A 13,277-nucleotide genomic window follows, 5' to 3' on the forward strand; every position below is an offset into this window, starting at 1 on the left:
CCGTTCGTTTCATCGACCACAACGCGTGTGCCGGTCGCTTTCGTTCCGGGCCGCGCCGGCGTCCGTCTTCCGGGTGACGTCAGCCGGCTCCCAGCGGCGGCGCGGGCAGCCCCGGGTAGTCCGGCGGCGGGCTCAGCCGCTGGCCGGGCAGCCCGCCCTTCTCGTACTTGAGGAGCTTGCGCGCCTTCTCGGGGTCGGTCTCGCCCTCGCCGTAGGACGGGCAGAGCGGGGCGATCGGGCAGGCGCCGCAGGCGGGCTTGCGGGCGTGGCAGATGCGGCGGCCGTGGAAGACGACCCGGTGCGAGAGCATCGTCCACTCGCTCTCGGGGAAGATCGCGCAGATCTCCGCCTCGACCTTCACCGGGTCGTCCTGATCGGTCCACCCGAACCGGCGCACCAGCCGCCCGAAGTGGGTGTCGACGGTGATCCCCGGCACGCCGAACGCGTTGCCCAGCACGACGTTCGCGGTCTTGCGTCCGACGCCCGGCAGCTTGACCAGATCCGCGAGGCGGCCCGGCACCTCACCGCCGAACTCGTCTCTGAGGGCGATGGCGAGGCCCATGATCGACTTGGTCTTGGCCCGGAAGAAGCCGGTGGGCCGGATGATCTCCTCGACGTCCTCGGGGTTCGCCGCGGCGAGGTCCTCGGGGGTCGGATAGGCGGCGAAGAGGCCCGGCGTCGTCTGATTGACCCGCAGGTCGGTGGTCTGCGCGGAGAGGACCGTCGCGACCAGCAGCTCGAACGGGTTGCGGAAGTCCAGCTCGGGATGGGCGTACGGGTAGACCTCGGCGAGCTCGCGATTGATCCGCCGGGCCCGCCGCACCATCGCCGCGTGCGACTCGGGCTTGCCGCCCGGGCCCTTCCCCATGACACCCCCGGCCCCGCTGCCGGCCCCGGCCTTCTCCGTGGCGGCGACCTTCTTGGCGGCGGCCCGGGTCGAGGCGGCCTTCTTCGTCGCAGCGGCCTTCTTCGTCGCAGCCGCCTTCTTCGTCGCGGCAGCCTTCGTCGCGGCAGCCTTCTTCGTCGCAGCCGCCTTCTTCGTCGCGGGCTTCACGGCAACGGCCTTCTTCGTCGCAGCGGCCTTCTTGGCGGCCCCGGGCGCTTCGGCGGCCTTCTTGGAGGCCGGCTGCCCAGCGGCCGCCTTCTTGGCGGCGGGGTCCTTGGTCATGGCCGCCTTCTTCGAGGCAGGGTCCTTGGTCGCGGCGGACTTCACCGCGACGGCCTGCTTCGTCGAAGCCGCCTTCTTCGTCGCGGCCGCCTTCTCGGAAGCGGGGTCCACGGTCGCGGCCTTCTCGGTCGCGGACCGCTTCGCGGTGGGCTTCACTCGGGCGGCCTCTCCGTTCGGGTCGGCGGGGTTGACGACCGGCTTGGCCGCCCGTGCCGACGGGGTGGCTCCGGGGCCCCGCGAGGCCCGCTTCGCGGGCTCTTTCGGCTTGGACGCGGGCTGTTCGCCCACAGCGGAATCGTTCTCTGCGGACACTCTTCCAGCCCCCCTGGCCTGCGCTCTCACCGGCGAATTGGACACTCGGCCAGCCTAAAGCCCGACACTGACATCCGCCCCGGCCACCGCGAATCACAGCCCCAATCGGCCCCCTGACTCACGGTCCGGCACTCCAGTACGTCATCCTGTGATTGATCGCACTGTTTATACCGTCCGGCAAAATGGGGAGCTGGATCCCCTGATAACCGGTCACAAGGAGAGATTCGTGGACGACGTTCTGCGGCGCGCCCCGCTCTTCGCGGCGCTCGATGACGAGCAGGCCGCGGAGCTGCGCGCCTCGATGAGTGAAGTGACGCTCGCCCGCGGCGACGCGCTCTTCCACGAGGGCGACCCGGGTGACCGCCTGTACGTGGTCACCGAGGGCAAGGTGAAGCTGCACCGGACCTCACCCGACGGCCGCGAGAACATGCTGGCCGTTCTCGGCCCCGGTGAGCTGATCGGCGAGCTGTCGCTCTTCGACCCGGGCCCGCGCACCGCCACCGCGACCGCGCTGACCGAGGTCAAGCTGCTCGGCCTGGGCCACGGCGACCTTCAGCCCTGGCTGAACGCCCGCCCCGAGGTGGCCACCGCGCTGCTGCGCGCCGTCGCGCGCCGGCTGCGCAAGACCAACGACCAGATGTCCGACCTGGTCTTCTCCGACGTGCCGGGCCGTGTCGCCCGCGCGCTCCTCGACCTGTCGCGCCGCTTCGGCGTGCAGTCCGAGGAGGGCATCCACGTCGTGCACGACCTGACGCAGGAGGAGCTGGCCCAGCTGGTCGGCGCCTCCCGCGAGACGGTCAACAAGGCCCTCGCCGACTTCGCCCAGCGCGGCTGGCTGCGCCTGGAGGCCCGCGCGGTCATCCTGCTGGACGTGGAGCGCCTGGCGAAGCGCTCGCGCTGACCCGCTCGTACGCGAAAGGGGCCGGCCCCGCACGGGACCGGCCCCTTTCGCCTGCCCGCACGGACACCGGGCCCGCCCTCAGATGAGCCCGTGCTCCCGCAGGTACTCCAGCTGCGCGCGCACCGAGAGTTCGGCGGCCGGCCACAGCGAGCGGTCGACGTCCGAGTAGACCCGGGCCACCACGTCCGCCGCCGTGCGGTGGCCGTTCTCCACCGCCGTCTCCACCTGGGCGAGCCGGTGGGCGCGGTGGGCCAGGTAGAACTCGACGGCTCCCTGTGCGTCGTCGAGGACCGGGCCGTGCCCCGGCAGGACGGTGTGCACGCCGTCGTCGACCGTCAGCGAACGCAGCCTGCGCAGGGAGTCGAGGTAGTCGCCGAGGCGGCCGTCGGGGTGGGCCACCACGGTCGTGCCGCGCCCGAGGACGGTGTCGCCCGTCAACACCGCCCGGTCGGCGGGCAGATGGAAGCAGAGCGAGTCCGCCGTGTGGCCGGGCGTGGGCACCACCCTCAGCTCCAGGCCGCCGGTGGTGACGACATCGCCGGCCGCGAGGCCCTCGTCCCCCAGGCGCAGGGCCGGGTCCAGGGCGCGCACCGGGGTACGGGTCAGCTCCGCGAAGCGGGCCGCGCCCTCGGCGTGGTCGGGGTGTCCGTGGGTCAGGAGGGTCAGCGCGACCCGCTTGCCGGCCTTCTCGGCCGTGGCGATGACATGACTGAGGTGCCCGTCGTCGAGCGGCCCGGGGTCGATGACGACGGCCAGGTCGGAGTCGGGCTCGGCGACGATCCAGGTGTTGGTGCCGTCCAGGGTCATCGCGGAGGCGTTGGGCGCGAGGACGTTGATCGCACGGTCGGTCGCGGGGCCCGAGAGGACCCCGCCGCGCGGCTGCCCGGGAAGGGCGGCGGCGTCACTCATACGGCACCTCCGGGGGTGGCGGGGCAGGCGGTGGGAGCCATCAGGACCGGCCCCCGGCCGGGATGTGCTTGGTGAACTCGTCGTGGCCCGGCCAGCTCAGGATCAGTTCCCCGGTGTCGGTCAGGCGGGCCCGGGCGAGGACCGGGGTCAGATCGCGTCCGGCGGCGGCCGCCAGGGCCTCGGCGGCGCCGGCGTACGGGAGGAGGTCGCGCAGGGTGGAGATGGTCGGCGGCATCATCAGGAGCTCGCCCCTGTCGTAGCCGGCGGCGGCTTCGGCGGGGCGGATCCAGACCGTGCGGTCGGCCTCGGTCGAGGCGTTCCGGGTCACCTGGCCCTCGGGCAGGGCGGCCACGAAGAACCAGGTGTCGTACCGCCGGGGCTCGAATTCCGGGGTGATCCAGCGCGCCCAGGCGCCGAGCAGGTCCGAGCGGAGCACGAGGCCGCGCCGGTCGAGGAACTCGGCGAAGCTCAGCTCGCGGGTCACCAGGGCCTGGCGGTCGGCCTCCCAGTCGTCGCCGGTGGTGTCGCCGACGACGGTGGTGGCGTCGGGGCCCGCGAGGAGGACGCCCGCCTCCTCGTAGGTCTCGCGCACGGCGGCGCAGACGACGGCCTGGGCGGCGGCGGGGTCGGTGCCCAGGCGTTCGGCCCAGGTCTCGCGGGTCGGGCCCGCCCAGCCGAGCCGGGCGTCCTCGGCGTCGCGGGGGTCCACGCCGCCGCCCGGGTAGGCGTACGCGCCGCCGGCGAAGGCCATGGAGGTGCGGCGGCGCAGCATGTGCACGGCGGGGCCGGTGTCCGGGCCGTCGCGCAGCAGCATCACGGTCGCGGCCCGCCGCGGCTCGACCGCGGTGAGCTCGCCTGCGGCGAGGGCGCGGATGCGGTCCGGCCACTCCGGCGGGTACCACTGACCATTGGGCATGGGCGGATGCTACGGGGTGGCGTGCGGATGTTCGAGGGGGTGCGTGTAGGTGACATCCCTTTGACACGTCCGACGGCGTTCGGCACGCGTCCGGCACGCGGAGGACCCGCGGGCCGTCGGATCGACGAAGGGCCGGCCCCTGGGGGCCGGCCCTTCGCGACAGGCGGTCGGTCCTCGGCGGACCGGGACCCGGGATCAGGCCTGGACGAGTTCCACCTGGATCTCGACCTCGACCGGGGCGTCGAGGGGCAGCACCGCGACGCCGACGGCGCTGCGGGCGTGCACGCCCTTGTCGCCGAGGACGGCGCCGAGGAGCTCGCTGGCGCCGTTGAGGACGCCGGGCTGCCCGGTGAAGTCGGGGGCGGAGGCCACGAAGCCGACGACCTTCACGACGCGCGCGATGCGGTCCAGGTCGCCCACGACGGACTTGACCGCGGCGAGCGCGTTGAGGGCGCAGGTGGCGGCCAGTTCCTTGGCCTCCTCCGCGGTGACCTCGCCGCCGACCTTGCCGGTGACGGGCAGCTTGCCCTCCACCATGGGGAGCTGGCCGGCGGTGTACACGTACGCCCCGGACCGCACGGCCGGCTGGTACGCGGCGAGCGGCGGGACGACCGACGGGAGGGTCAGGCCCAGTTCCGCCAGCTTCGCCTCGACGGCGCTCATGCCTTCTCCCGCTTCAGGTAGGCCACCAACTGCTCGGGGTTGTTCGGCCCGGGGACGACCTGGACAAGCTCCCAGCCGTCCTCGCCCCAGGTGTCCAGAATCTGCTTGGTCGCGTGCACGAGAAGGGGCACGGTCGCGTATTCCCACTTGGTCATGGGCCCGACTGTAGCCGCTGCCCGCCGCCCCCTCGCGCGGGCTCCTTACCCGGACCACATGCGTAGGTCGCGGGCGGACTGGTTAGGCTCGAAGGTGTGAGCAGGCTCCAGGTCGTCAGCGGCAAGGGCGGTACCGGCAAGACCACGGTCGCCGCAGCACTCGCGCTCGCCCTCGCGACGGAGGGCAGGCGCACGCTCCTCGTCGAGGTCGAGGGCAGACAGGGCATCGCGCAGCTCTTCGAGACGGAGGCCTTTCCGTACGAGGAGCGCAAGATCGCCGTGGCGCCCGGTGGCGGGGAGGTGTACGCACTGGCCATCGACGCGGAACGGGCGCTCCTCGACTACCTCCAGATGTTCTACAAACTGGGCGGCGCGGGCCGGGCGCTGAAGAAGCTCGGCGCGATCGACTTCGCGACGACCATCGCGCCGGGGGTCCGGGACGTGCTCCTGACCGGCAAGGCGTGCGAGGCGGTGCGCCGCAAGAACAAGCAGGGCGCGTACGCGTACGACTACGTCGTGATGGACGCGCCGCCCACCGGGCGCATCACCCGCTTCCTGAACGTGAACGACGAGGTGGCGGGCCTGGCGAAGATCGGCCCGATACACAATCAGGCGCAGGCCGTCATGCGGGTCCTCAAGTCCCCCGAGACGGCAGTGCACTTGGTGACGCTCCTGGAGGAGATGCCCGTCCAGGAGACGGTGGACGGGATCGCCGAGCTGCGCGGGGCCGAACTGCCGGTCGGCAAGGTCATCGTGAACATGGTCCGCCCGCACCTCCTGGACGAGGCGGCGGTGCGGGGGGTCACCGGCGACCGGCGCAAGGAGGTCGTCAGGACGCTGACGCGGGCCGGGGTGACCGGCTCGGCGAAGCTGGTGACGCCGCTCCTCGAACAGGCCGCCGAACATGCGGAGCGGGTGGAGCTGGAGCGTGAACAGCGCGCTGCTTTGGGCACGTTGGGACTCGCGACGTACGAACTGCCGCTGATCGGCGAGGGAATGGACCTGGCCGGGCTCTATCGCCTGGCCTCGGAACTGCGCAAGCTCGGGGTGGGTGAGTGACGTTGGACGCGGCCGGGGCACTGGCGATCGATCCACTGCTCGACGATGCGGGCACCCGCATCATCGTGTGCTGCGGATCGGGCGGAGTCGGCAAGACAACTACCGCCGCCGCACTGGGAGTTCGGGCCGCCGAGCGGGGCCGCAAGGTCGTGGTGCTCACCATCGACCCGGCCCGCAGGCTGGCCCAGTCCATGGGCATCGACTCGCTCGACAACACCCCCCGCCGGGTCAAGGACGTCCAGGGCGAGGGCGAACTGCACGCCATGATGCTCGACATGAAGCGGACCTTCGACGAGATCGTCGAGGCGCACGCGGATCCCGAGCGGGCCAAGGCGATCCTGACGAACCCCTTCTACCAGTCCCTGTCGGCCGGCTTCGCGGGCACGCAGGAGTACATGGCGATGGAGAAGCTGGGACAGCTGCGGGCCAGGGACGAGTGGGACCTGATCGTGGTGGACACCCCGCCGTCGCGCTCCGCGCTCGACTTCCTGGACGCGCCCAAGCGGCTCGGGTCGTTCCTGGACGGCAAGTTCATCAAGCTGCTGATGGCGCCCGCGAAGATGGGCGGCCGGGCCGGGATGAAGTTCCTCAACGTCGGCATGTCGATGATGACCGGCACGCTCGGCAAGCTGCTCGGCGGACCGTTCCTGCACGATGTGCAGACCTTCGTGGCGGCCATGGACACGATGTTCGGCGGGTTCCGGACCAGGGCCGACGCCACCTACCGGCTGTTGCAGGCGCCCGGCACGGCGTTCCTCGTCGTCGCGGCGCCCGAGCGGGACGCGCTGCGCGAGGCCGCGTACTTCGTGGAGCGCCTGGCCGCCGACGACATGCCGCTGGCCGGGCTCGTACTGAACCGCGTGCACGGCAGCGCGGCCGCCCGGCTCTCGGCGGAGCGCGCTCTGGCCGCGGCGGAGAGCCTGGAGGAGGCCCCGGAGGGACCTGCCGAAAATCTTGACGAACGCGGCATTGTGGATCAGGAGGCCGGGAAGGCTGGAGGTCGTGGCTCCGGCGTTTCCTCTCCCGAGACCGCTACAGCCGCCCAAGCCACCGAGGTTCCCGAAGGCGTTGCCGACGCTGCCGAGCCCGGGGATTCCCCTTCGGCGGACGATTCCGTCGAGCGGCTGACCGCAGGGTTGCTGCGGCTGCACGCCGAGCGGATGCAGGTGCTCGCGCGTGAACAGCGGACGCGCGACCGTTTCGCCGCACTCCACCCCGAGGTCAAGGTCGCCGAAGTGGCCGCCCTGCCGGGCGATGTGCACGACCTCGCGGGGCTGCGGACCATCGGGGAACGGCTCGCGGCCGGTGGATCTCCGGCCGGAGCTTCCTGAGTTCCCGGCTCCGTCAGCCCACCGCCGCGTACGCCTCGTCCCCGAAGGAATGCGGGTAGTCGTAGTCCGAGTCCTCCTCCGCGCACACGGGCAGGATTCCCGTGCTGCGCTCGTACTCGGTGCGCGCGGTCTCCAAGAGGCGGTGCCACGAGGTGACGGTGGGGCGCCTGCGCAAAAGGGCGCGTCGCTCCCGTTCCGTCATTCCGCCCCACACGCCGAATTCGACGCGATTGTCGAGCGCATCGGCCAGGCACTCGGTCCGCACCGGGCAACCGGTGCACACCGCCTTGGCCCTGTTCTGCGCTGCGCCTTGTACAAACAGTTCGTCCGGATCGGTAGTGCGGCAGGCTGCCTGCGCACTCCAGTCGGTTACCCAGCCCATGCCGGCGCCGTCCTCTCCCGAATCGAGGCTCCCCCACGGCGGCAGAGGCATATTCACCGCTGCCAGTTGAGGACGTTACGGAAGGTGGGCACAGCGCAACACCCCCGTCGGGCCCAATCTTGAATGGCCCGAACGGACTATGCGTACGCGGCAGATCACCCAACGGAGTGACCGGAGGACATGCGTGACCAATCCGAAATAACGGGACGTATCAGCTGAGGCGCAACGGACACCGGGTGACGCATGAGGTGCAATCGGACATCAACTGGGCTGATTCTCGCCGGATTCGGGGACGGCGGAACACTCCCCAGTGCGGCCGGGGTCTTGATGCGCAGCCGCACTGCTGTGACAGTTGAGAGCAGCTTAGGCCAGAGCCTTCACCTGTGTCCGGCGATTGAGAACGTAGGCTGCCCCCCATGGCAATGAAGCGATCGGGCGGAGGCCTGACCGGGACCCAGCAGGCGGCCAAGTTCCTTGGCGTGAGTGTGTTGGCGGGGGCGGTGCTCGCCGGGATCGCCCTGCCGGCGGCCGGCGCACTGGGGCTCGCGGCCAAGGGCACGGTCGAGGGGTTCGACGAGATCCCGGCCAACCTGAAGACCCCGCCGCTGAGCCAGCGCACCACGATCCTGGACAACAAGGGCGGCACGATCGCCCAGGTGTACTCGCGCGACCGCACCGTGGTGCCGCTCGCCGACATCTCCCCGTACATGCAGAAGGCGATCGTCGCGATCGAGGACTCGCGCTTCTACGAGCACGGCGCGATCGACCTCAAGGGCGTCCTGCGCGCGATGAACAAGAACGCGACCAGCGGCGGTGTCGCCCAGGGCGCGTCCACGCTGACGCAGCAGTACGTGAAGAACGTCTTCGTCGAGGAGGCCGGTGACGACCCCGACAAGGTCGCCGAGGCCACCCAGCAGACGATCGGCCGCAAGGTCAAGGAGCTGAAGTACGCGATCCAGGTCGAGGAGGAGCTCGGCAAGAAGAAGATCCTGGAGAACTACCTCAACATCACGTTCTTCGGGCAGCAGGCGTACGGCATCGAGGCCGCCGCCAAGCGCTACTTCTCCAAGCCGGCCAAGGACCTCACCCTGGACGAGTCGGCGATGCTGGCCGGCATCGTGCAGTCGCCCAGCCGGTACGACCCCGTCAACGACGCGCAGGAGTCCAAGAAGCGCCGCAACACGGTGCTCCAGCGGATGGCCGACATGAAGGACATCTCGCAGGGCGAGGCCGACAAGGCCATGGAAGAGCCGATCAAGCTCAATGTGAGCCGGCCCAAGAACGGCTGCATCACCGCCGTCGAGGGCGCGGGCTTCTTCTGCGACTACGTGCGCGAGGTCTTCCTGTCCGACCCGGTCTTCGGCAAGACGAAGGAAGAGCGCGCCAAGCTCTGGAACCAGGGCGGGCTCACCGTCCAGACGACGCTCGACCCGCAGGCCCAGAAGTCGACGCAGGAGTCGATCAAGGCGCACGTCTACCAGAAGGACTCGGTCGCGACGGCCGTCACGCTGGTCCAGCCCGGCAGCGGCAAGATCCTCGCGATGGGCCAGTCCAAGCCGTACGGCTTCGGGGACAACGAGACGCAGATCAACTTCTCGGTCAACCGCCAGATGGGCGGCTCCAACTTCGGCTTCCCGGTCGGCTCGACCTTCAAGCCGTTCCTGGCCGCGGCGGCGATCGAGGGCGGCAAGCCGCCGACCCAGCAGTACCCCGCGCCGTACGAGATGGACTACCCCGCGTCGGTCCAGACGTGCAACGGCAAGCCGTGGGTGAACGACCCGAAGCACCCGGCGCACCTGGAGAACGAGAACGAGAGCGAGATCGGCCCGTTCTCGCTGAAGGACGCGATGGCCAAGTCGGTCAACACGTACTTCGTGCAGATGCTCGGCGACATCGGCATGTGCCCCGTCTCCCAGATGACGGACCGGCTGAAGGTCACCCAGGGCAACGGCGACAAGCTCCCCATGGTGCCCTCGGCGCTGACGCTCGGCTCCACCGGCATCTCGCCGCTGACGATGGCCTCGGCGTACGCGGCCTTCGCCAACCGGGGCACGTACTGCACGCCGATCGCCATCGAGTCCATCAAGAAGGTGGACGGCTCCCCGCTGCCGGTGCCGAAGACGGCCTGCTCGCAGGCGATGCAGCAGAGCACCGCGGACAGCATCAACACGCTGCTGCGCGGCGTGGTCGACTCCGGTACCGGTACCGAGGCCGGCCTCAAGGACCGTGACAACGCGGGCAAGACGGGTACCACCGACGCCCGCAAGAACGCCTGGTTCGTCGGCTACACCTCGAACCTGTCGGCCGCGGTGTGGGTCGGCAGCCCGTCCCAGCGGGTCGAGATGAACAACATCACCATCGGCGGCCAGTTCCAGGAGCAGGTCTACGGTGGCCAGGTCCCCGGTCCCATCTGGCGCGACGCGATGACCGGCGCGCTCCAGGGCCAGAACTCGCCGCCCTTCGTCAGCGTCAACATCCCCGACAACGGCGGCCAGAAGCCGGGCGGCGACACGACGACGACGGCCGGCGCGCAGGGCAACAACGGCGACAAGAGCAAGAACAAGGGCAAGCACAAGCCGAAGCCGGGCGGCGACAACAAGCCTCCGGGCCGCGGCGGCCAGGACCCGTTCCCGGGCATCTCCCTCCCGCCGGGCGTGGTGGGCGGCGACACGGGCGGGTGGCCGCAGTAGCGGCGGTGACGGTGTCGCGTTCGTAGTCCTCGACACGTGAAGGGGCGCCCCGGGATGTGGATCCCGGGGCGCCCCTTCGGCGTACGTGCTGTGCCGGAGGTCAGCCGGCCAGGCGCTGCTTCACCGCGGCGGCGACGCGCCCGCCGTCGGCGAGGCCGGCCACCTTCGGGTTCACGATCTTCATGACGGCGCCCATCGCGCGCGGCCCCTCGGCGCCGGCGGCCTTCGCCTCCTCGACGGCACTCGCGACGATGGCCGCGAGCTCGTCGTCGGAGAGCTGCTTGGGCAGGTACGCGTCGAGGATCTCGCCCTCGGCCAGCTCACGCGCGGCGGACTCGGCCCGGCCGCCCTTGTCGAAGGCCTCGGCCGCCTCGCGGCGCTTCTTCGCCTCCTTGGCGATCACCTTGAGGACCTCGTCGTCGGAGAGCTCGCGCGCGGACGTGCCGGCGACCTCTTCCTTGGCGACGGCGGTGAGGGTCAGCCGGAGCGTGGACGAGCGGAGCTCGTCGCGCGCCTTCATGGCGGTGGTGAGGTCGTCCTTGAGTCGGGCCTTGAGCGTGGTCATGTCCCCAGTGTGTCAGGTGCCGTGCGCTGCCCGCCCGCCGATTGATCCCGCGCGGTTGATCCCGCCACCGCCGGGTCTGCGACGATGGACGCATGCGCGCGCGATACGGAATTCCCTTGGGTATCACGGCGGTCGGGGCCGCCGGCTTCGCCTATGCGGCCGGCTTCGAGGTGAGATCGTTCCGGCTGCGCCGGGTGACGGTGCCCGTGCTGCCGCCGGGGGCGCGCCCGTTGCGCGTCCTCCAGGTCTCGGACATCCACATGGTGTCCGGCCAGCGCAAGAAGCGGGCGTGGCTGCAGTCGCTCGCGGGCCTGCGCCCCGATTTCGTGGTGAACACCGGCGACAACCTGTCGGACCCGGAGGGCGTCCCCGAGGCGCTCGACGCCCTCGGCCCCCTGATGGAGTTCCCCGGGGTCTACGTCTTCGGCTCCAACGACTACTACGGCCCGAAGCTGCGCAACCCGGCCCGGTACCTGTTCGAGAAGGCGCAGGGCAAGCACGGCCTCAACGGCAACGCGCCGGCCGTCGGCGTCGTCCACAACCCGTGGGAGGACCTGCGGGACGCCTTCGACTCGGCGGGCTGGGTGAACCTGAGCAACGCCCGGGGCCGCCTCAAGCTCGACGGGATGGAGCTGGCCTTCACCGGCCTGGACGACCCGCACATCAAGCGCGACCGGTACGAGCGGGTGGCCGGGGGCCCCGAGACGGGCGCGGACCTGTCGATCGCGGTGGTCCACGCGCCCTACCTGCGCTCCCTGGAGTCCTTCACGGCGGACGGCTATCCGCTGATCCTGGCCGGCCACACGCACGGCGGCCAGCTCTGCATCCCCTTCTACGGCGCTCTGGTCACCAACTGCGACCTGGACACGGACCGAGTGAAGGGCCTGTCCACGCACGAGGCCGACGGCAACCGCGCCTACCTCCACGTCTCGGCCGGCTGCGGCACCAACCGCTACACCCCGGTCCGCTTCGCCTGCCCCCCGGAGGCGACGCTGCTGACGCTGGTGGGCCGGCGGTAGGGCGGCGCCGCTTCAGGGGGCTCTGCCTTTAGGGGGCTCGGGGCGGGCTTGCGGTGCGGGGGGCGCGGGGGGCGCGGGGCTGGCTTGGGCTTGCGGTGCCGGGCGGGGCTGGCCCGCTCTGCGGCGAGGTCCGGCATGGGCGGGGCCGGGATGGGGACGGGCCAGGCACCGTCGAGGGACCGGGCACGGGCTGGGCTGGGCTGGGCTGGGCACCCTCGCGGGACCCGGCACGGGCGGGGCCAGGGGCAACCCCCTACCGTGAACCCATGCGTAACGACCACATTTCCCCCAATACACACCAGACGCCCCAGACACCCCAAACAGCCGGGACGTCCTCTACGCCCGGGTCAGTGCGGGGTAGGTCGGTGCGGGGCGGGTCCGTACGGGGCGAGTCCATGCGGGGCGGGTTCGTGCGGGGTAGGTCGGTGCGGGGCGAGTCGGTGCGGGGCAGGTCCGTGCAGGAGGGGCGCGGGGGCGGCCCGGCCGACGCACCCGCTTCCGCCGTCCTGCCGACCGCCCGCCGCCCCTACGCGGCAGCCTTCCGCGCGCTGATCTGCGCGGCCGCGGTGGTCGGCATCGTGATCGACCTGCTGACGGGCAGCCCGCCGCGCGTGCTGAGCTACTTCACGATCCAGTCGAACGTGCTCGTGGCCGTCGCCTTCGGCTGGTCGGCGGTACGCGCCTGGCGGGGCCGGCCGCCGCTCCCGGCCCGCGTCACCGGGGGCGTACTCCTCTACATCTCGATCACCGGCCTGGTCTACCACCTGGTCCTCGCCAACAGCTCCAGCGGCTTCTCGATGACGGGCGACCAAGCGGTGGCCGTGACCGGCTGGCGAACCGTGTCCAACCAGCTCCTGCACACGGTCACGCCGCTCGGCGCGGCCCTGGACTGGCTGCTCCTGACCCGCCCCGGCGGCCTGCGCCCGCGCCACGCCGCGCAGTGGCTCCTGTATCCGCTGGCCTACTTCGCCTTCGCCCTGATCCGAGGCGCCCTGCTCTCTCCCGGCACCACGGCCCGCTACCCGTACCCCTTCCTCGACGTCGCCCAGCACGGGTACGCGGCCATCCTGACCAACGCGGTGGTCCTCGGCCTCGCCTTCTACGCACTGGCCCTGTTGATCACCGGCCTGGACCGCGTCCGCCCCTGCCTCCGGGGCCCCGAAAACCGGATTTCGTCTCCAGCCGCCAGTGGGCTAAAGTAAACGAC

The 13,277-nt window shown here is 71.2% G+C and carries 13 protein-coding genes; 6 read left to right on the top strand and 7 right to left on the bottom strand.

Features of this window, described 5'->3' with window-relative positions; all coding sequences use genetic code 11:
* Nucleotides 1-79 precede the first annotated feature (79 nt).
* Nucleotides 80-1,168 carry an endonuclease III gene (nth, locus tag ACFYZA_RS17520; protein WP_388491556.1) on the bottom strand — a complete coding sequence of 363 codons (1,089 nt, stop codon included), beginning with the start codon at nucleotides 1,166-1,168 and terminating at the stop codon, nucleotides 80-82.
* 538 nt (nucleotides 1,169-1,706) lie between these two features.
* On the opposite strand from nth, the gene ACFYZA_RS17525 reads away from it, so the two are divergent.
* On the top strand, nucleotides 1,707-2,381 hold the full coding sequence (locus ACFYZA_RS17525; RefSeq protein ID WP_017947815.1) for a Crp/Fnr family transcriptional regulator: 675 nt from the start codon (nucleotides 1,707-1,709) through the stop codon (nucleotides 2,379-2,381).
* A 78-nt stretch (nucleotides 2,382-2,459) separates the two neighbouring features.
* Here the strand turns inward: ACFYZA_RS17525 and ACFYZA_RS17530 are convergent, their stop codons facing one another.
* The 4 genes from ACFYZA_RS17530 to ACFYZA_RS17545 form a co-directional block, all read right to left on the bottom strand.
* Nucleotides 2,460-3,290, bottom strand: coding sequence for an MBL fold metallo-hydrolase (locus ACFYZA_RS17530; protein WP_388491303.1), 831 nt, complete (start codon nucleotides 3,288-3,290; stop codon nucleotides 2,460-2,462).
* A gap of 40 nt (nucleotides 3,291-3,330) precedes the next feature.
* Nucleotides 3,331-4,206 (bottom strand): NUDIX hydrolase, encoded by an 876-nt coding sequence (locus tag ACFYZA_RS17535; protein WP_388491305.1) that lies wholly within the window; start codon nucleotides 4,204-4,206, stop codon nucleotides 3,331-3,333.
* Nucleotides 4,207-4,401: 195 nt separating this feature from the next.
* Nucleotides 4,402-4,869, bottom strand: a complete 468-nt coding sequence (locus tag ACFYZA_RS17540; protein WP_382582280.1) for a RidA family protein — start codon at nucleotides 4,867-4,869, stop codon at nucleotides 4,402-4,404.
* Nucleotides 4,866-5,024, bottom strand: coding sequence for a DUF4177 domain-containing protein (locus tag ACFYZA_RS17545; protein ID WP_003967454.1), 159 nt, complete (start codon nucleotides 5,022-5,024; stop codon nucleotides 4,866-4,868). The genes ACFYZA_RS17540 and ACFYZA_RS17545 overlap by 4 nt, the downstream gene beginning before the upstream one ends.
* A gap of 96 nt (nucleotides 5,025-5,120) precedes the next feature.
* Between ACFYZA_RS17545 and ACFYZA_RS17550 the strand changes: the two genes are divergently transcribed.
* A complete protein-coding gene (locus ACFYZA_RS17550) occupies nucleotides 5,121-6,083 on the top strand; it encodes an ArsA-related P-loop ATPase (protein ID WP_388491308.1) in 963 nt (320 codons plus the stop codon).
* The gene (locus ACFYZA_RS17555; RefSeq protein ID WP_382582286.1) at nucleotides 6,080-7,414 is read left to right on the top strand and encodes an ArsA family ATPase; all 1,335 of its coding nucleotides are present in this window, start codon (nucleotides 6,080-6,082) and stop codon (nucleotides 7,412-7,414) included. The genes ACFYZA_RS17550 and ACFYZA_RS17555 overlap by 4 nt, the downstream gene beginning before the upstream one ends.
* A 13-nt stretch (nucleotides 7,415-7,427) precedes the next feature.
* On the opposite strand, the gene ACFYZA_RS17560 is transcribed toward ACFYZA_RS17555, so the two are convergent.
* Nucleotides 7,428-7,796 (bottom strand): WhiB family transcriptional regulator, encoded by a 369-nt coding sequence (locus ACFYZA_RS17560; protein ID WP_382582706.1) that lies wholly within the window; start codon nucleotides 7,794-7,796, stop codon nucleotides 7,428-7,430.
* A gap of 416 nt (nucleotides 7,797-8,212) precedes the next feature.
* On the opposite strand from ACFYZA_RS17560, the gene ACFYZA_RS17565 reads away from it, so the two are divergent.
* Nucleotides 8,213-10,486 (top strand): transglycosylase domain-containing protein, encoded by a 2,274-nt coding sequence (locus tag ACFYZA_RS17565; RefSeq protein WP_382582289.1) that lies wholly within the window; start codon nucleotides 8,213-8,215, stop codon nucleotides 10,484-10,486.
* Between the two features lie 100 nt (nucleotides 10,487-10,586).
* Here the strand turns inward: ACFYZA_RS17565 and ACFYZA_RS17570 are convergent, their stop codons facing one another.
* A complete protein-coding gene (locus ACFYZA_RS17570) occupies nucleotides 10,587-11,051 on the bottom strand; it encodes a GatB/YqeY domain-containing protein (protein WP_382582292.1) in 465 nt (154 codons plus the stop codon).
* A 92-nt stretch (nucleotides 11,052-11,143) separates the two neighbouring features.
* Here ACFYZA_RS17570 and ACFYZA_RS17575 point away from each other — a divergent pair, with 92 nt between their 5' ends.
* Together ACFYZA_RS17575 and ACFYZA_RS17580 are read left to right on the top strand one after the other, a co-directional pair.
* Nucleotides 11,144-12,070, top strand: a complete 927-nt coding sequence (locus tag ACFYZA_RS17575) for a metallophosphoesterase (RefSeq protein ID WP_388491312.1) — start codon at nucleotides 11,144-11,146, stop codon at nucleotides 12,068-12,070.
* A 455-nt stretch (nucleotides 12,071-12,525) separates the two neighbouring features.
* Complete coding sequence (locus tag ACFYZA_RS17580) at nucleotides 12,526-13,272, top strand: Pr6Pr family membrane protein (protein WP_382582298.1); 747 nt, start codon at nucleotides 12,526-12,528, stop codon at nucleotides 13,270-13,272.
* The last annotated feature ends 5 nt before the right edge of the window (nucleotides 13,273-13,277 follow it).

This window comes from Streptomyces sp. NPDC001828 (assembly GCF_042892175.1).
Lineage (GTDB): Bacteria > Actinomycetota > Actinomycetes > Streptomycetales > Streptomycetaceae > Streptomyces.

Coding starts and splice junctions, on each gene's coding strand:
- nth (WP_388491556.1), bottom strand. CDS start 1,168: ATGACCAAGGACCCCGCCGCCAAGAAGGCGGCCGCTGGGCAGCCGGCC.
- ACFYZA_RS17530 (WP_388491303.1), bottom strand. CDS start 3,290: ATGAGTGACGCCGCCGCCCTTCCCGGGCAGCCGCGCGGCGGGGTCCTC.
- ACFYZA_RS17535 (WP_388491305.1), bottom strand. CDS start 4,206: ATGCCCAATGGTCAGTGGTACCCGCCGGAGTGGCCGGACCGCATCCGC.
- ACFYZA_RS17540 (WP_382582280.1), bottom strand. CDS start 4,869: ATGAGCGCCGTCGAGGCGAAGCTGGCGGAACTGGGCCTGACCCTCCCG.
- ACFYZA_RS17545 (WP_003967454.1), bottom strand. CDS start 5,024: ATGACCAAGTGGGAATACGCGACCGTGCCCCTTCTCGTGCACGCGACC.
- ACFYZA_RS17560 (WP_382582706.1), bottom strand. CDS start 7,796: ATGGGCTGGGTAACCGACTGGAGTGCGCAGGCAGCCTGCCGCACTACC.
- ACFYZA_RS17565 (WP_382582289.1), top strand. CDS start 8,213: ATGGCAATGAAGCGATCGGGCGGAGGCCTGACCGGGACCCAGCAGGCG.
- ACFYZA_RS17570 (WP_382582292.1), bottom strand. CDS start 11,051: ATGACCACGCTCAAGGCCCGACTCAAGGACGACCTCACCACCGCCATG.
- ACFYZA_RS17575 (WP_388491312.1), top strand. CDS start 11,144: ATGCGCGCGCGATACGGAATTCCCTTGGGTATCACGGCGGTCGGGGCC.